Raw genomic sequence first — 15801 nt, 5'->3', positions numbered from 1 at the left:
CGATCTTAATGCCCTTGGGTGCAAAAGCATTACCTTTAAGTGCCGAAAGGCATGAAATGCTTTTGTTCACGTTAAAACAATTCTAATTGGTTATCGTCCATGTTATCAATGGGGACGCTTTCCCAGATGATTTTTTTAATCTGCCCTAAACGATTGAAGTTGGCGATAGCTTCTTTTTTATTTTTGGCTTGAACAGTTATACGTACTGTTCGCTGCGCCTTGTCTTTGTCGAAATAATCTATCACAGCTGTATACTCATACATGCAAACCATCCTCGGGCATTTGTAATGACATCTTTCCTAAATATTTTACCATAAGGAGCCTTATAATACGAAATAATTTGTAGGAATAGCCTACGTGGCAAAGCACCCGTAAGCGAAGGGGGCGTACTTTTAAGAACTCTAATCGGTAATTTTATTAGCTTCATGCAGCGGGCCCCGTACCAAAGAGGCAAAAACACCGATGACGGCAATTGCCGCTGCAACTATGAAGGTAGTGTGCAAAGCACCGGTAAAGGCCTGGTGTTGTAGGGCCGTCCCTGCCAAACCGGAGGCGGCCAGGGATTCTTTCAGATGGTCCAAACGACTGCTAAATATTGCTCCAGAAATGGCAACACCAAGCACCATACCAATGTTACGCATTATAGCCAGCATACTGGAGGCAATACCCCTCCGATAAGGTGGAACCGTACCCAGTACAGCGCTGTTATTGGGTGTCTGAAACAGGCCGGAACCTAATCCCATCACAGCCAACGCCAGGGTAATGGAGATGATGCTTGAGCTAGGGTCAAGGTTAGCCAGCAGCCATAAGGCCAAAGCATTGATAGCTAGTCCTAAAGAACTGACATACCGGGTATCAACACGGTCTGAGACGGTGCCGGCTATGGGTGCTATGATCATAGTGACCAATGGCATTGGTATCATAAAGAAACCGGCCTTTGAAGGCGAATATCCTAATAAATCTTGCAGGTAAAACGGCATAATTAAAACCACAGAAAACATAGCAATATAGCTGATCATTGCAGACGTATTACCCATGGAATACAATTTATTTTTAAATAAAGAAAGATCCAGCATCGGATATTTAACCTTATTTTCCAAGAAAAGAAAACTAATCATTATAACAATACCTGCGGCCAATAGACCGATGACCAACGGGTTTGTCCAGCCCATACTTTGGCCGTTGCTCAAGGAATATAAGATGCTTATCAGTGCAAGAAACAGTAAAGTTGAGCCGGCTATATCGAAAGGTTGGGCCTCATCACCGCCGGTAGGCGGTATTACTTTTAGTGCGAGAATGATAGCTAAGATACCGATGGGTATGTTAATAAGGAAAACGCTCTCCCACCCAAAGGTATTGGTGAGGAATCCGCCTAACACCGGCCCGGCAGTTAGGGCTACGGAAACGGAAACCGCAACTACCCCCAGGGACTTACCTCGTTCCCGGGGAGGAGTAATATCGGTAATAATTGCCGGCCCCATCGACATCATCATCCCGGCGCCAATGGCTTGAAGTGCACGGAAGATGATTAACCAGGCAATGGTGGGAGACACTGCGCATAATAATGAACCGATAGTAAAAATGGCAAAACCGGAGATATAAATTTTCCTATGGCCGTATAAATCGCCCATGCGACCATAGGTTAGGAGCAAACTGCTTATAACAAGGAGATAAGACATTACAACCCATTCAACGGTGGAAAGTGTAACGTTGTAAAATGCGCTTATGCTGGGCAGGGCAATATTGACTACACTGCTGTCCAAGGGTCCCATAAAAGTACCCACTGCCACTGCAAATAAAATCCAGCGTCGCTGTGCCAAAGTTAACTGTTCGAATAGCGGTTGCCTATGTTTTGCTCGCGTTGCCTCGCTCATATAAATGCCTCCATTAAATATAATTTTCTTAAGGAATCCTGAATACGTGGAAGTTCTTTTCTTAAAGATTGCATCTGCAACTATTCTACATTATAATAGTTGCGAAGACAATACTTTTTACTTGACCTAAGGAGGACAAAAATATTGAATCGTTCGGCACAATTAGGCAATGAAAAAATTTCTAAATTGCTGTTTAGATTTTCCCTGCCTGCAATTGTAGGAATGTTAGTAAATGCAATTTACAATGTTGTAGATAGAATTTTTATCGGTCACGGGGTAGGTTCGTTGGGTATCGCGGGAGTAACTATAGGCTTTCCTGTAATGCTGGTGGTGATGGCTTTTTCCATGCTAATCGGGATTGGTGCTACTTCTCTTCTTTCCATCAAACTTGGCGAGGATAACCAGGAAGAGGCCGAGCTAATTCTCGGCAATGGCATAATCCTGTTGGTGCTGATTTCGTTAATAATTTCAGTGATCGGCCTTCTCTTTTTAACCCCGTTATTAACACTTTTCGGAGCCAGCAAGGATGTTCTTCCCTACGCGCGGCAGTATATGGAAATTATCCTGATCGGCACTGTCTTTATGTCCACCGGTTTTGGCATGAGTAACTTTATCAGGGCCGAAGGCAATCCAATGGTGGCCATGTACACTATGTTGATTGGAGCCATTTTAAACATCATCTTAAATCCTATTTTTATTTTTACATTTGGATGGGGGATCAGGGGTGCTGCAGTGGCTACGGTGTTAGCACGTACCATTTCAAGCGCTTGGATAGTGTACTATTACGCCAGGGGCAAGAGTGTGCTAAAAATACATGCTGCTAACTTTAAATTGCAGCTGCCGGTGTTGACACAGATATTGGCGATCGGTGCAGCACCTTTTGCTATGCAATTGGCTAACAGTGTCCTTCAAGTGGTACTTAATAACAGCTTAAGAATATATGGGGGCGATGTGGCCATTGCAGGTATGGGCGTAGTTTTTAGTATTATGACTTTAATGTTTATGCCGGTTATCGGTATTACTCAAGGTGCCCAGCCAATTATTGGTTTCAACTATGGTGCCCATAACTTTGATCGGGTTAAAGAAGCTTTGAAGCAAGCAATTATCGCGGCTACAATTATTGTAGTGTTAGGATATACAGTTACTCGTATTTGGCCGGAAGCATTTATAGCACTGTTCAATAAAGAGGATACCCAGTTGATGGAATTTGGGTCCCGAACATTGGTGGTCTTTTTGGCTGCACTGCCCGTTATCGGCTTTCAAATTGTGGGGGCCAATTATTTCCAGGCAGTGGGTAAGCCCAGACAATCTATGATTTTGACGTTATCCAGGCAGGTGTTATTATTAATTCCTTTGCTGTTGATTTTGCCCCGATTCTATGGGTTAGATGGGGTTCTTTATGCGGGGCCGATAGCGGATGTCGGGTCTGCTCTGTTGACGGGAATATGGCTGACGGCGGAGCTGCGCAGTCTTGGTGTTAAACATGAAGAGACACAGATGCGTCGGCGCATGAACGAAAGTTAGGTTAACTCACCGAACCATTTCAGGTTAGAACGCATTGGGGTAAAAGTCTTTAGTTGGAGGTGTGACTATGGCCACTACGGGAAATTCCATTGGACGCTGGGTGTCGGTACTATATCGTTACGGTCAGAGCTTTTTGGACCGCGAATTAAAGATGTATAGTATTAGCAGTGGACAGTATATTTTTCTAATAATCCTTTTAAAAAGGGACGGAATGAGGCAGGAGGAACTTTCCAGGGTGCTTAACATTGATAAGGCCACTACTGCCAGAGCAGTCAAAAAACTGGAGGCGGCAGGCTATGTGAGGCGTACGACTGACCCCAGGGATAAACGGGCGCGAGTGGTGTACGTCACCAATAAGGCAGTAAATATTCAACCGGTGCTGGAGGAAATATCCGATAAATGGACTGATATGGTGACCAGCGGTTTTACAGAAGAAGAAAAGAAAATGGTGATAGATTTGATGAAAAGACTATCTATCAATGCTGCTTCAGTTGTAAAAGATTAGACTTTGGCAAACAAGCGTTTTTATCGATTAGGTGAACTTTTGCTATGGTGATAAAACCTTCTGCTGCCATTACTTTCCACCTTGTTATCAGTTTGATATAATGTATAGAAATGGTAAACCCTGGCTAAGTCTGGGGGGAGTTTAAAAATGTAAGGGGGTCATAGGATGAAGGAAATTATGGAAACCGTTGCCGGTTTAATGGCTCTATCAGCCCGTACGGCACCTAAAGCCGGGGGTAAGGATTTTCTCGAAGTTCGGGTGTTGAAAGGTAGAGAAATCAATAAACTTGCCGCAGATATGGAAAAATACGGTAAAGAAACCGGCCGAGGAAATTTTGACCGCGACAGTGCCAATGTTAAAGAGTCTGATTCTGTGCTACTTGTCTCATTGAACGATGCTAAAGTCACAGGATTGAACTGCGGTGCTTGCGGGGTAGAGAATTGCAGCGATTTGAATTCGGGTTCCTTTGTGGGACCGGAATTTGACGGACCATGGTGCGCCTGGCGGTTAATCGATCTGGGCATCGCCTTAGGCTCTGCTGTTAAAACTGCCAGTACACATAATGCTGATAATCGTATCATGTATCGCATAGGTGTCTCTGCCAAACGGTTGGGCTTAATTGCCGGTGAAGTAGTAGTGGGGGTGCCCATTTCTGCCAGTGGCAAAAGTATATATTTTGATCGTTAATAAGAAGTGATATCATCTAAAAAAAGAAACCATATTGATTGGCGTCAATGTGGTTTTTCATTTTCCTAAAGGTATAATATGATGGCAGAAAGACTTAGCTCATTTTTAAAACATCTTTTATTCTGCTAAGGTTATCCATTGCTAGGCTGCGGCCTAATTCAAATAATCTAGGTATCTCATCCCAGTCCACAAGACTGACATTACCTGTTGCCGGCTTCAAGGTAAGGTCCGCGTATTGGGACGTTATTAAGTTAGAGCTACGCTGTCCCATGATATCCACCGCTTGCAGCATTACTTCAACACCATTAGAAGGCTGCAGTTCGTCCTTTACTGTAAAGCCCAGATCAATGGCGATGATATTGGTAGCTCCCAGCATTTTGGCTATGTCCGCCGGGCAGTTATTTATTACCCCTCCGTCTACAAGCATACGGTCATTGATTTGCTTAGGTGAAAATATACCGGGTATACTGCTGCTGGCAGTGACTGCTTGAGCGACACTGGCTTTATCGGTAAATTCTATCTTTGGCAGGGATTGGGAGGGTTCAAGAGAAGTAAATACTACAGTATGGGCGTCACTGATACTGCATGAAACTACGGCGATGGGGGGATGCATGTCTTTAAACCCCTTTTCCCCAATTACTTTTGCCAGTGCCCATTCCAACTGTTTTCCAGAAAAGATTCCCATAGGTACTCCAAAAAAGGCGCCTAAAGTATTTCTTAAAAAACCAAATGGTAAGAATAACAGACGCCAGTCCGGGTGCAAGCTAAAAGGTGCTTGATTAATGACGATTTTTTGGATACTCGCAGGTGATAATCCTGATGCGTAAAGTGCGGCGACAATGCTGCCCGCGCTGCTGCCGACAATCATATCCGGGAAAATACTCTCACCATCAAGCACTGACAGAAAGCCTGCATGAACCGCACCGCGCAGCCCGCCGCCGCTTAAAACCAATCCAAACATTATTATTTAGCCTCCTTAAAACAAAATTACTTCTTAGTTGTTCAAACTGTGATGTCTAAGAAACAAATTTTATTTGTATTAATATGTTGAAGAAGTTGCAGAAATGCTGTAAAAGAGATAGAATAGTTATAATAATATACAAGTACCGCTCCGAGCTGCCTTACCTAAGGAAGTCTATGGTAATACAGCCGTCTGCTGAGCAGAGAGGGTTTTGGTGGAAACGCCAAGGCCTCCCGCATTTGGAAAGGAGCCAGTAAACCATCCGGCCCTTCTGTGCCGGTTTTTTTATTTAGGAGGCGATTTCAGTGGATAGAAAACAGATTGATGAGATAGTTATTAAGGCTGCGGACAACAACAAATTATCATGCAGTAAAGCCCACGAATTAGCTAAAGAACACAAGATTTCCCTTAAGGAAGTCGGTGCTGCCGCAGATCGGTTGAATATTAAGCTATTTGCCTGTCAGCTGGGGTGTTTTTAAAATGCCCCGGGAGTTAATGTTTGAAGTAATTACCGCGGATCAAGCGAGTGAGAAGATACTTTCTCATTGGCAGCTGCCTGCCCGGTTGGAGCGAGTAGGTCTAAGAGATACTTGGAATCGGATATTGTCAGAAGATGTGGTGGCGCCGGAAGATGTACCCGGTTTTTCTCGTTCAACTATGGATGGTTACGCGGTTAATGCCGAAGATACCTTTGGCGCCAGCGAATCTTTACCGGCTTACCTGACCTTACGTGGCGAGGTACCAATGGGGGTTAAGCCGGAACAAGTAATTGATATGGACGAAACTATGGCTGTGGCTACGGGAAGTATGTTGCCGCAGGGGGCAAATGCTGTGGTGATGATAGAAAGAACAGCAAAAATAGACGACCGAACAATAGCCGTTTTTCGACCAGTGGCACCGGGGGAAAATATCTTAGAAAAAGGGGAGGATGTTGGTGCCAACCAGGTGGTGCTGAGACGGGGCACCCTGGTACGGGGACAGGAAATGGGAGTGCTGGCCAGCTTGGGGATAACTGAAGTGGAAGTCTTTTGCCTTCCCAATGTGGGGATCATTTCTACCGGTAATGAATTGGTCGAACCGGAAAAAACACCTTCTCCGGGACAAATCAGGGATAGTAATTCATATACCTTGTATGGAGCGGTAAAAGATGCCGGCGGGCAGCCGCATTTATATCGCTTGGTACCTGATCAGGAAGAAGAATTCCGCGCAACGATACTGAAGGCCGTAGAAGAAAACCAAGTGGTGTTAGTATCCGGGGGCTCTTCGGTAGGTACACGGGACTTAACCTTAAAGATACTTAATCAATTGGGAGAACTACTGTTTCATGGCATTGCAGTAAAGCCCGGAAAGCCGACCCTTGCTACCGTTGTCAAAGACAGTTCCGGTACAAATACCCTGGTGATAGGTCTGCCGGGTCACCCGGTATCTGCTTTTATCACATTTAGAAGATTGGTGGAACCGCTGTTAAAGGGGCATTTAAGGGAATTGCTTCCGCCGGCATGTGTTTACGGTAGACTTACCAAAAACATCCCATCCCAGGCTGGTCGGGAGGAACATGTACGGGTTCGTCTAATCAGCCAGGGGGAACAAGTACTGGTAGAACCGGTTTTTGGCAAATCAGGAATGCTTACTTCCCTTACGGCGGCTCACGGGGTTGTAACTGTATCGTTAGAAGCCCAAGGGCTGGCAGCGGGTTCTGAAGTAGCAGTGAAATTGTTTAAGGAGTTGTAATCTATGCGGAGAGTTTACCTGGAAAATAAAGAATATCAAGGTGCACGCAGTGAATTCGTGGCCCAATTAGAGCAACTGGGGGCGTTGGAGCCGTTGGCGGGGAAGTTAATGCCCATACGAGATTCATTAGGAATGGTTACAGCAGAAGCTGTAGTATCAAAGAGTTCTGTACCCCATTACCATGCTTCAGCAATGGATGGAATAGCGGTTCGAGCTGAAGACACCTATCAGGCCCGAGAAACTAACCCAGTGGTCTTAACCCTGGACGAGGATGCTGTTGAAGTGGACACCGGAGATCCGCTGCCTTCTCAGTTCAATGCGGTGATTATGGTAGAAGAGGTACAGTTCATTGATAACGGTAAAGTAGAAATTATCGCTGCTGCATCTCCGTGGCAGCACGTGAGAGCTATCGGTGAGGATATGATTAAAGGAGAAGTTATTATCCCCAGCAACCACACCCTGACGGCTCCTGATTTAGGGGCGGTGATTGCAGGCGGCATTAAGGACATAGAAGTACGGAGACAGCCCAAGGTAGCTGTTATTCCTACCGGGTCAGAATTGGTACCCCCGGGGGAAACTCCGGCACGGGGTGAGATTGTGGAGTTCAATAGTACTATGCTGGGCGGCTTATTTACCCAGTGGGGTGCTCTAGTAACTACATTTCCAATAATAAAGGATAAATATGAATTAATTCGTGATGCCATGGCCAAGGCAGTATCGGAAAACGATATAGTTATCGTCAATGCCGGTTCGTCAGCGGGGCGGGAAGACTTTACCGCGGCAGCTTTAGCTGAATTGGGTAACGTGGTGACTCACGGTGTGGCCATTAAACCAGGAAAACCGGTGATACTGGGTTATATTGATAAGACCCCTGTTATCGGTGTGCCCGGCTATCCGGTGTCAGCGGCTTTGACGGCGAAGCTTTTTGTTTACCCGCTGGTAAGAGCTTTAAGAGGCCAAGGAACGGCAGAAGGGGAACGGGTGAAAGCACTGCTCAGTCGGTCTCTACATTCTACTTTAGGTATGGAGGAGTTTGTGCGGGTACGTCTGGGTCAGGTTGGTGAAAAGTTAATTGCCGCTCCTTTGGGCCGGGGAGCTGGGGTGATTACTTCTCTGGTGAAAGCGGATGGGATGCTGGTGCTGGATAGGCTTAGCGAGGGCCGGCTAGCCGGGGAGACAATAATGGTGGAGCTTTTCCGCGATCAGGCGGAGATTAGGCGTACACTGATGATCAGCGGCAGCCATGACATGACTTTGGATATTATAGACAGCATAATGCGAGAGCGTTACCTGGGTTATTCCGTGGCCTCTGCTCACGTGGGTAGTCTAGGCGGTTTAGTAGGACTAAGGGATGTGGAGGCACATTGTGCCGGTACCCACCTGTTGGACCCGGCAAGTGGGGAGTATAATATAACTTATGTCAAACAGCATTTACAGGACAAAGCGCTATTGGTTCACTTAACCTACAGGGAACAAGGGTTGATGGTGGCTCCGGGAAATCCCAAAGGGATAAAAAATTTAAGAAGCTTAGCGCAAGAGGATATTGTATTCATCAATCGGCAGAAAGGGTCCGGCACTCGGGTGCTGCTGGATTTCAGGTTGAAGGAAGAGGGGATAGATCCCAGACAAATACAAGGCTATCGGCGTGAAGAATATACTCACCTTTCTGCGGCGGCAGCAGTGGCCAATGGTGCCGCGGATGCGGCGTTAGGAATACGGGCGGCGGCAAAGGCCTTAGGTCTTGATTTCGTTCCGGTGGACCGAGAACGTTATGATATCTGTATTCCCCGGCAACTGATGGACACTCCATTAATCGCAAAGATGTTGGAAATAATCCGAAGTGAAGAGTTTCGACGGCGGGCCAAAGCTCTTGGCGGTTATGATGCTTCTAATAGCGGCAGTATTATCTGGCTGCCGGGAGAGGAGGATCAGGATGCTTGATAAATTTGGCCGTAATATTGATTATTTGCGGGTAAGTGTCACAGACCGCTGCAACCTACGCTGCTGTTATTGTATGCCCGAAGAAGGGGTTGAGCAGCTTTCCCGGGATGAAATTCTCAGCTTGGAAGAGTTAGAACGAATAATACGAGCCGGCAGCAATGCTGGTATTCGGAGGGTGCGAATTACCGGTGGCGAACCATTGGTGAGACGCGATGTTAGTACGTTGATAAAAAAAGTAAGCTTGATGCCTGGGATAAAAGACATTTCGCTTACCACCAATGCTATTTTACTGGCTGACCTGGCCGAAGAGCTAAAGGAGGCCGGCCTGAAGCGGGTCAATATCAGTTTGGATACTTTGATGGAACATAAGTACAAAGAAATTACTCGACGCGGTAGCTTGGGCCGAGTGTTGGTGGGGATTGAGAAGGCCCTAGCTTTGGGGTTGACTCCTGTTAAGATAAATGTGGTGGTTCAGCGGGATTTCAACCTGGATGAGGTGCGGGATTTTATTCGTTTCACTGAAAGTGCGCCAATCCACGTGCGGTTTATCGAAATTATGCCCATGGGATGTGGTGGCGGGTTGAGTGATGAGTTTGTTTCCGCTGAAGAGATTAAAAAAATAGTTAGTGAGGACTACTCATTGGTGAAAGGCGAATTGGCCGGGGGCGGCCCGGCGGATTACTTCAAAGTGGAGGGGTATCACGGCACTGTAGGATTTATCCATGCTATCAGCAGACACTTCTGCGCTCGGTGTAATCGGCTGCGGTTAACTGCCGACGGGCGGCTGCGCTATTGTCTGCAGCAAGAACAGAGCCTGGATATTAAAGGCCCGCTGCGAAACGGTGCTGCCGAAGCGGAACTAGTAGAACTGTTCGGACAGGCGGTAATGCATAAACCTGCCGGATACCGCAGCAGCGAATGGAATAAAAATTCGTTGATGAATACCATAGGGGGGTAAAGGATGGAGCTTACTCATTTTGACGAGCAAGGACGGGCAAGGATGGTGGATGTCTCTGAAAAGGGGGATACCAGGCGGGTTGCGGTAGCGCGGGGTAGTGTAATGATGAAGAAGGCAACTTTAGAACGCATTGCCCGGGGACAAGTAGCCAAAGGAGATGTATTAGGGGTAGCTCGGGTGGCAGGGATTATGGCTGCCAAGAAAACCGGGGAGCTTATACCTATGTGTCATCCATTAATGCTCACTTCTATCGAAGTTGATTTCAAAATTAATTCACAAGAAACCAAGGTGGAGATAGAGGCCCGGGTGGGGACCACCGGTAAAACCGGGGTGGAGATGGAAGCACTAACGGCGGTGTCGGTTGCTGGACTAACTATTTATGATATGTGTAAGGCTGTTGATAAAGCCATGATAATTGAGGCGGTCCGGTTAGTGGAAAAAAGCGGCGGTAAAAGCGGGCATTTTAAGCGAGAGGGTGAAGAAGAGTGGGGAAAATAATAGCGGTGTGTACCAGTGAAAAGAAAGGTGAACGTAAGAAAAATGTAGGGGAAGCGGCTTTTCAGGTTAATCACGGCATAGTGGGGGATGCCCACGCCGGCGATTGGCATAGGCAGGTAAGCCTTTTGGCTGTGGAAAGTATTAAAAAGATGCAGGACAAGGGATTGGATGTAGGCCCTGGGGATTTTGCGGAAAACATCACTACCGAAGGCATAAAAGTAGCAAAATTGCCGGTGGGGACCAAGGTGAGATTAGGAGATGAAGTGCTCTGTGAGGTGACCCAAATAGGCAAGGTCTGCCATGACCGCTGCGCTATTTATTATCAGGCGGGTGACTGTGTTATGCCTAAAGAGGGGATATTTGTCAAAGTGCTTGAAGATGGGAAAGTCAGGGTAGGCGATGGATTGGTGGTGGTGAAGGATGATTAAGGTTGGCATCATTACCGCAAGTGACAAGGGTTCCCGGGGGGAAAGAGAAGATAAGAGCGCGCCGGTAATTAAAGATATGGCCAGACAGATAGGCGGGGAAGTAATTCATTACGTTATTGTCCCTGATGAGCAGACTGAATTGGTAAGGTCAATGAAGTATTGCGCTGATGTACTTAAGCTTGATTTGGTTTTTACCACCGGGGGCACCGGTATGAGCCCTCGGGACATAACCCCCGAAGCAACCATGAGTATAGTTGAAAGGTTAGTACCGGGGATCCCGGAAGCGATGCGTATGCGTAGTTTGGCGGTTACCGACAGGGCTATGCTTTCTAGAGCGGTTGCGGGCATCCGCGCCGAGACATTGATTATTAATCTGCCGGGGAGTCCCAAAGCGGTAAAGGAATGTTTGGATGTGATTCTACCGCCGTTAAAACATGGAATAGAGATTCTGCGAGGTGACACTGGAGAATGTGGTAGTAATATATAACAAATGAACTGCTCAACGCGCCACTAAATGGGACTTGGGATGAAATTTTTGAGATGATTGTATAAAACTTACCTTAATTGGTAATATTTTTTCATGAGGTGGTAACAATAAATAATGCCGTTCAGTGTTTTTTTAGTCAAAATCCCAGCTAATGTAAGATAAATAAAGATTTGCATAGATTTAACAAGGAAATAAGAGGAAATAGACTGTAAACGGGCAATAGTTTCGTGAAATGGCCATAGACAATACTTGCATAGAAGCCAAAGCTTGATTATTATTAGTATTGTTGGATGTTAGCACTCACTAGCGGTGAGTGCTAATAATAAATATCATATAATAGAAGGAGGGTTTGTTGTAATGAACATCAAGCCATTAGGTGACAAAGTAGTGATTAAGGTGTTAGAATCTGAGGAGAAAACGGTCAGTGGTATCGTTTTGCCGGATACTGCCAAGGAAAAGCCTCAGGAAGGCGAAGTTGTTGCAGTAGGCAGCGGTCGTGTGCTGGAAAATGGTGAAAAGGTAGCCTTGGAGGTTAAAGAAGGCGACAAGGTAATCTACTCCAAGTATACGGGCACTGAGGTAAAGCTGGATGGCAAGGAATACTTAATTTTGGCTGGAGAACACATATTAGCAAAAGTTCAATAAAAAAGAGAAGGTTTAATTTAAGGAGGGAATTAATTTGGCTAAACAGATTGTTTTCCGTGAGGAAGCTCGTCACGCCTTAGAGCGGGGCGTAAATGCACTTGCAGAAGCAGTAAAGGTTACTCTTGGTCCCAAGGGTAGAAATGTTGTTTTAGAAAAGAAATTCGGTTCTCCCACTATCACTAATGATGGTGTCACTATTGCTCGGGAGATTGAACTAGAGGATCCCTTAGAGAATATGGGAGCGCAGCTTGTCAAAGAAGTTGCTACTAAAACTAATGATGTTGCCGGTGACGGTACTACTACTGCTACTTTATTGGCGCAGGCTATTATCAGAGAAGGTCTGAAGAATGTGGCTGCCGGTGCAAACCCGATGGTCTTGAAAAAAGGTATCCAGAAAGCTGTAGAAAAAGCAGTCGAGGAATTGAAATCCGTCAGCAAACCTATTGAAAGCAAGGAAGCTATCGGTCAAGTAGCATCCATTTCCGCAAATGATGCTGAAATCGGTCATTTGATTGCTGAAGCGATGGAAAAAGTAGGAAAAGACGGAGTTATTACTGTTGAAGAATCCCAGAGTATTGGTACTTCATTAGATGTGGTTGAAGGTATGCAGTTTGACCGGGGTTACATATCTCCTTATATGGCAACTGATACTGAAAAAATGGAAGCTGTGCTTGAAGAACCGTATGTTTTGATTACCGATAAGAAGATTTCTGCTGTTAACGATATCTTGCCGGTACTGGAGAAAGTTGTTCAATCCGGTAAGGCATTGGTTATTATTGCTGAAGACGTAGACGGCGAAGCATTGCCTACTTTGGTAGTTAACAAGCTGAGAGGCACCTTTACTGCCGTGGCCGTGAAGGCTCCCGGTTTCGGTGATCGCAGAAAAGCAATGCTGCAGGATATCGCCGTGTTAACCGGTGGTGAAGTGATTTCCGAAGAACTTGGCTTGAAGCTAGAAAACACTACTTTAGAGATGCTGGGCCGTGCTCGTCAGATAACTATCAGTAAAGAAGATACTACCATCGTGGAAGGCCGCGGTTCTGGCGATGAAATTGAAAAGCGTATTGCTCAAATTCGCCGTCAGCATGAAGAGTCTACTTCGGAGTTCGACAAGGAGAAACTGCAGGAGCGTCTTGCGAAATTGGCGGGCGGGGTAGCTGTTATCGGTGTTGGTGCCGCCACAGAGACTGAAATGAAAGAGAAGAAGCTGCGTATTGAGGACGCTTTAGCCGCTACTCGTGCCGCAGTAGAAGAAGGTATCGTGTCCGGCGGTGGCACAGCTTTTATTGATATCTTACCTTCCTTGGATGGCATTGTACTTGAAGGTGACGAGATGACCGGCGTAAACATTATTAAGAAAGCTTTGGAAGAGCCGATACGTCAAATTGCAGCTAACGCTGGTGCCGAAGGATCTGTGATTGTAGAAAAAGTCAAGGCTGGCGACAGGGGTGTTGGTTTTAACGCTATGACCGGCCAATATGAAGATATGATTGTTGCCGGAATTGTTGACCCTGCCAAGGTTACCCGTTCTGCACTGCAGCACGCAGCAAGTATCGCATCCATGCTGCTGACGACTGAAACTTTAATTGCGGACATTCCGGATGAAAACGATAATGCTATGGGCGGAATGCCCGGCGGCGGAATGCCACCAATGATGTAAGATAAGATTTACTTCTAAACCCTATCCTTTTTCGGGATGGGGTTTTATTTTTTTATAATTATAGGAAAAATTTGTATATTTATGCGGAAGAAAAAGGCATGGAAAAAATTCAGCTACGTAATTGGCTCTCAAAATGATATTCGTATCAAAATGAGAAATCATTAAAATCAAGGGTTTTCAGTAATTCGTCTCATTTTGCGAGCTTACATACAGGGATACAATTTTTTTAAAAAGTGCTAATTGTGTATTGATGCCATAAAACCCTGTTATTCACAGTAGGCTACTAGTTAGTTTATTTCTTCGATAAGTCGCGCGGGAATGCTGACGCTGCGGCCTTTGGGCCCGCTGCTCCTTAGGTGAGGGAGAGTGCTTATTGTATAAATTTTTAGAATATGTTACCTTTGGCATAGATATTGCTTAGAGATAGTAGTGAAAGCTAAAGTATCCAAATGCAAGGGTGATGAGTATCTGAAGAGCTGCTTAAAGGTTGGTCTAAGAATTTATAGAAACAGTAAAATTACTAGAATTAGAGGTGGTATCTTATGGCAAGAACAATATCCCCATTAGAACCAACTGAAATAAAGGTGAAAAAAAATTGGTGTAAGGCATGCGGCATCTGCATAGCCCTTTGCCCCCAGCAAGTGTTAAAGGCTGATGAACGGGGCAAGGTAGTGGTTTCCTATCCGGAAAAATGTATCGGCTGTGGGATTTGTGAAACCCATTGTCCCGATTATGCTATCAGCGTGGAGGTGGGCAGCAATGACTGAGGTAAAAGACTTGGGCGTATTGATGCAAGGAAATGAAGCTTGTGCCGCAGGGGCATTGGCAGCTGGGGCAAAGTTCTTTGCCGGCTACCCGATCACTCCATCTACTGAAGTAGCCGAAATCTTAGCCGCCGAATTACCTAAGGTTGGTGGTAAATTTATTCAAATGGAAGATGAAATCGCCGGTATGGCAGCAGTAATTGGTGCTTCGCTGGCGGGACTTAAATCTATCACCGCTACCAGCGGCCCGGGCTTTTCTTTAAAGCAGGAAAATTTAGGATTTGCCATCATGACAGAAGTGCCATGCGTGGTATTGAATGTGCAGCGGGGTGGACCCAGCACAGGGGTACCGACTGCGCCGGCTCAGGGCGATGTGATGCAGGCTCGTTGGGGTACACACGGTGACCACCCCATCATTACTCTAGCTCCGGCATCGGTAAAGGAAACTTTTGAAGCTACAGTAAAAGCATTTAATTTATCGGAAAAATTCCGCATTCCGGTAATCCTGTTAATGGATGAGGTGATTGGCCATATGCGGGAGCGGGTGCAGCTGCCGCGGGCAGAAGAGATAGAAGTTGTTGAACGCAAAAAACCCGATGTAGGCCCTGAAAGCTATTATGCTTATAAAGATGATGAAACTGGCGTGCCGCCCATGGCTAACTTCGGGGATGGCTACCGTTATCATGTTACCGGCTTGGTCCACGATGAAACCGGTTTCCCCAGTAACAACCCTGAACGAATTAAGAAATTTTTGGATCGATTGCATAATAAACTTGCTGATAATGCTGACGAGATTATAATGGTGGATGAAACAGAGATGGAAGACGCAGAAATAGTAATATTTGCTTACGGCAGTGTCGGCCGGTCCGCTAAAAAAGCGGTGAAGGAATTAAGGAAAAAGGGAATTAAGGCTGGTTTATTCAGACCCATTACCATTTGGCCTTTTCCTGTAGAACGGTTAAAACAGCGCTTGGGCGGAGTGAAAGCATTGGTTGTCCCTGAGATGAACATGGGCCAGTTGGTGGGCGAAGTTGAAAGGGTAGCCGCCGGCAAAGTACCGGTAATTCCTTTGAACCGTTATGATGGAGAACTGATTACACCCGCAGAGATAGTAGCTAAAGTGCAGGAGGTGTTATAA

At 45.9% G+C, this 15801-nt stretch carries 17 protein-coding genes and 1 riboswitch; of the genes, 14 read left to right on the top strand and 3 right to left on the bottom strand.

Annotated elements, in window-relative coordinates:
- Positions 1-71: 71 nt before the first annotated feature.
- On the bottom strand, positions 72-263 hold the full coding sequence (locus tag MFMK1_RS17195) for a hypothetical protein (RefSeq protein WP_366922905.1): 192 nt from the start codon (positions 261-263) through the stop codon (positions 72-74).
- Positions 264-401: 138 nt separating this feature from the next.
- Positions 402-1874, bottom strand: coding sequence for an MFS transporter (locus tag MFMK1_RS17190; RefSeq protein ID WP_366922904.1), 1473 nt, complete (start codon positions 1872-1874; stop codon positions 402-404).
- Between the two features lie 144 nt (positions 1875-2018).
- Between MFMK1_RS17190 and MFMK1_RS17185 the strand changes: the two genes are divergently transcribed.
- The 3 genes from MFMK1_RS17185 to MFMK1_RS17175 all read left to right on the top strand — a co-directional run bounded on the left by MFMK1_RS17185 (position 2019) and on the right by MFMK1_RS17175 (position 4590).
- Complete coding sequence (locus MFMK1_RS17185) at positions 2019-3398, top strand: MATE family efflux transporter (RefSeq protein ID WP_366922903.1); 1380 nt, start codon at positions 2019-2021, stop codon at positions 3396-3398.
- Positions 3399-3465: 67 nt separating this feature from the next.
- Positions 3466-3903, top strand: a complete 438-nt coding sequence (locus MFMK1_RS17180) for a MarR family winged helix-turn-helix transcriptional regulator (protein WP_366922902.1) — start codon at positions 3466-3468, stop codon at positions 3901-3903.
- Positions 3904-4068: 165 nt separating this feature from the next.
- Positions 4069-4590, top strand: coding sequence for a ferredoxin domain-containing protein (locus tag MFMK1_RS17175; RefSeq protein ID WP_366922901.1), 522 nt, complete (start codon positions 4069-4071; stop codon positions 4588-4590).
- Between the two features lie 94 nt (positions 4591-4684).
- Here the strand turns inward: MFMK1_RS17175 and MFMK1_RS17170 are convergent, their stop codons facing one another.
- Positions 4685-5551, bottom strand: coding sequence for a patatin-like phospholipase family protein (locus tag MFMK1_RS17170; protein ID WP_366922900.1), 867 nt, complete (start codon positions 5549-5551; stop codon positions 4685-4687).
- Positions 5552-5687: 136 nt separating this feature from the next.
- Positions 5688-5817, top strand: a riboswitch (molybdenum cofactor riboswitch).
- Positions 5818-5856: 39 nt separating this feature from the next.
- Here MFMK1_RS17170 and MFMK1_RS17165 point away from each other — a divergent pair.
- From MFMK1_RS17165 to MFMK1_RS17115, 11 genes are all read left to right on the top strand, one after another.
- Complete coding sequence (locus MFMK1_RS17165; protein WP_366922899.1) at positions 5857-6030, top strand: hypothetical protein; 174 nt, start codon at positions 5857-5859, stop codon at positions 6028-6030.
- Position 6031: 1 nt separating this feature from the next.
- Positions 6032-7282: a molybdopterin molybdotransferase MoeA gene (locus MFMK1_RS17160; RefSeq protein WP_366922898.1), complete on the top strand. Its 1251-nt coding sequence runs from the start codon at positions 6032-6034 to the stop codon at positions 7280-7282.
- A 3-nt stretch (positions 7283-7285) separates the two neighbouring features.
- Positions 7286-9223, top strand: a complete 1938-nt coding sequence (locus MFMK1_RS17155) for a molybdopterin biosynthesis protein (protein WP_366922897.1) — start codon at positions 7286-7288, stop codon at positions 9221-9223.
- The gene (gene moaA, locus MFMK1_RS17150; RefSeq protein WP_366922896.1) at positions 9216-10181 is read left to right on the top strand and encodes a GTP 3',8-cyclase MoaA; all 966 of its coding nucleotides are present in this window, start codon (positions 9216-9218) and stop codon (positions 10179-10181) included. Before MFMK1_RS17155 ends, moaA begins: the two co-directional genes overlap by 8 nt.
- A 3-nt stretch (positions 10182-10184) precedes the next feature.
- Positions 10185-10679, top strand: coding sequence for a cyclic pyranopterin monophosphate synthase MoaC (gene moaC / locus MFMK1_RS17145; protein WP_366922895.1), 495 nt, complete (start codon positions 10185-10187; stop codon positions 10677-10679).
- Positions 10667-11107, top strand: a complete 441-nt coding sequence (locus MFMK1_RS17140; protein WP_366922894.1) for an MOSC domain-containing protein — start codon at positions 10667-10669, stop codon at positions 11105-11107. Before moaC ends, MFMK1_RS17140 begins: the two co-directional genes overlap by 13 nt.
- A complete protein-coding gene (locus MFMK1_RS17135) occupies positions 11100-11594 on the top strand; it encodes a MogA/MoaB family molybdenum cofactor biosynthesis protein (RefSeq protein ID WP_366922893.1) in 495 nt (164 codons plus the stop codon). The genes MFMK1_RS17140 and MFMK1_RS17135 overlap by 8 nt, the downstream gene beginning before the upstream one ends.
- Positions 11595-11951: 357 nt before the next feature.
- Positions 11952-12239, top strand: coding sequence for a co-chaperone GroES (gene groES, locus MFMK1_RS17130; protein ID WP_366922892.1), 288 nt, complete (start codon positions 11952-11954; stop codon positions 12237-12239).
- A 34-nt stretch (positions 12240-12273) separates the two neighbouring features.
- A complete protein-coding gene (gene groL / locus MFMK1_RS17125) occupies positions 12274-13899 on the top strand; it encodes a chaperonin GroEL (protein WP_366922891.1) in 1626 nt (541 codons plus the stop codon).
- A gap of 542 nt (positions 13900-14441) precedes the next feature.
- Complete coding sequence (locus MFMK1_RS17120) at positions 14442-14666, top strand: 4Fe-4S binding protein (RefSeq protein WP_366922890.1); 225 nt, start codon at positions 14442-14444, stop codon at positions 14664-14666.
- A complete protein-coding gene (locus MFMK1_RS17115) occupies positions 14659-15801 on the top strand; it encodes a 2-oxoacid:acceptor oxidoreductase subunit alpha (RefSeq protein WP_366922889.1) in 1143 nt (380 codons plus the stop codon). Before MFMK1_RS17120 ends, MFMK1_RS17115 begins: the two co-directional genes overlap by 8 nt.

The sequence above is a fragment of the Metallumcola ferriviriculae genome (assembly GCF_035573695.1).
Taxonomy (GTDB): Bacteria; Bacillota; JADQBR01; order JADQBR01; family JADQBR01; genus Metallumcola; species Metallumcola ferriviriculae.
Note: the sequence above shows the minus strand (reverse complement) of the source record. Positions and strands in the feature narration are given on the sequence as shown.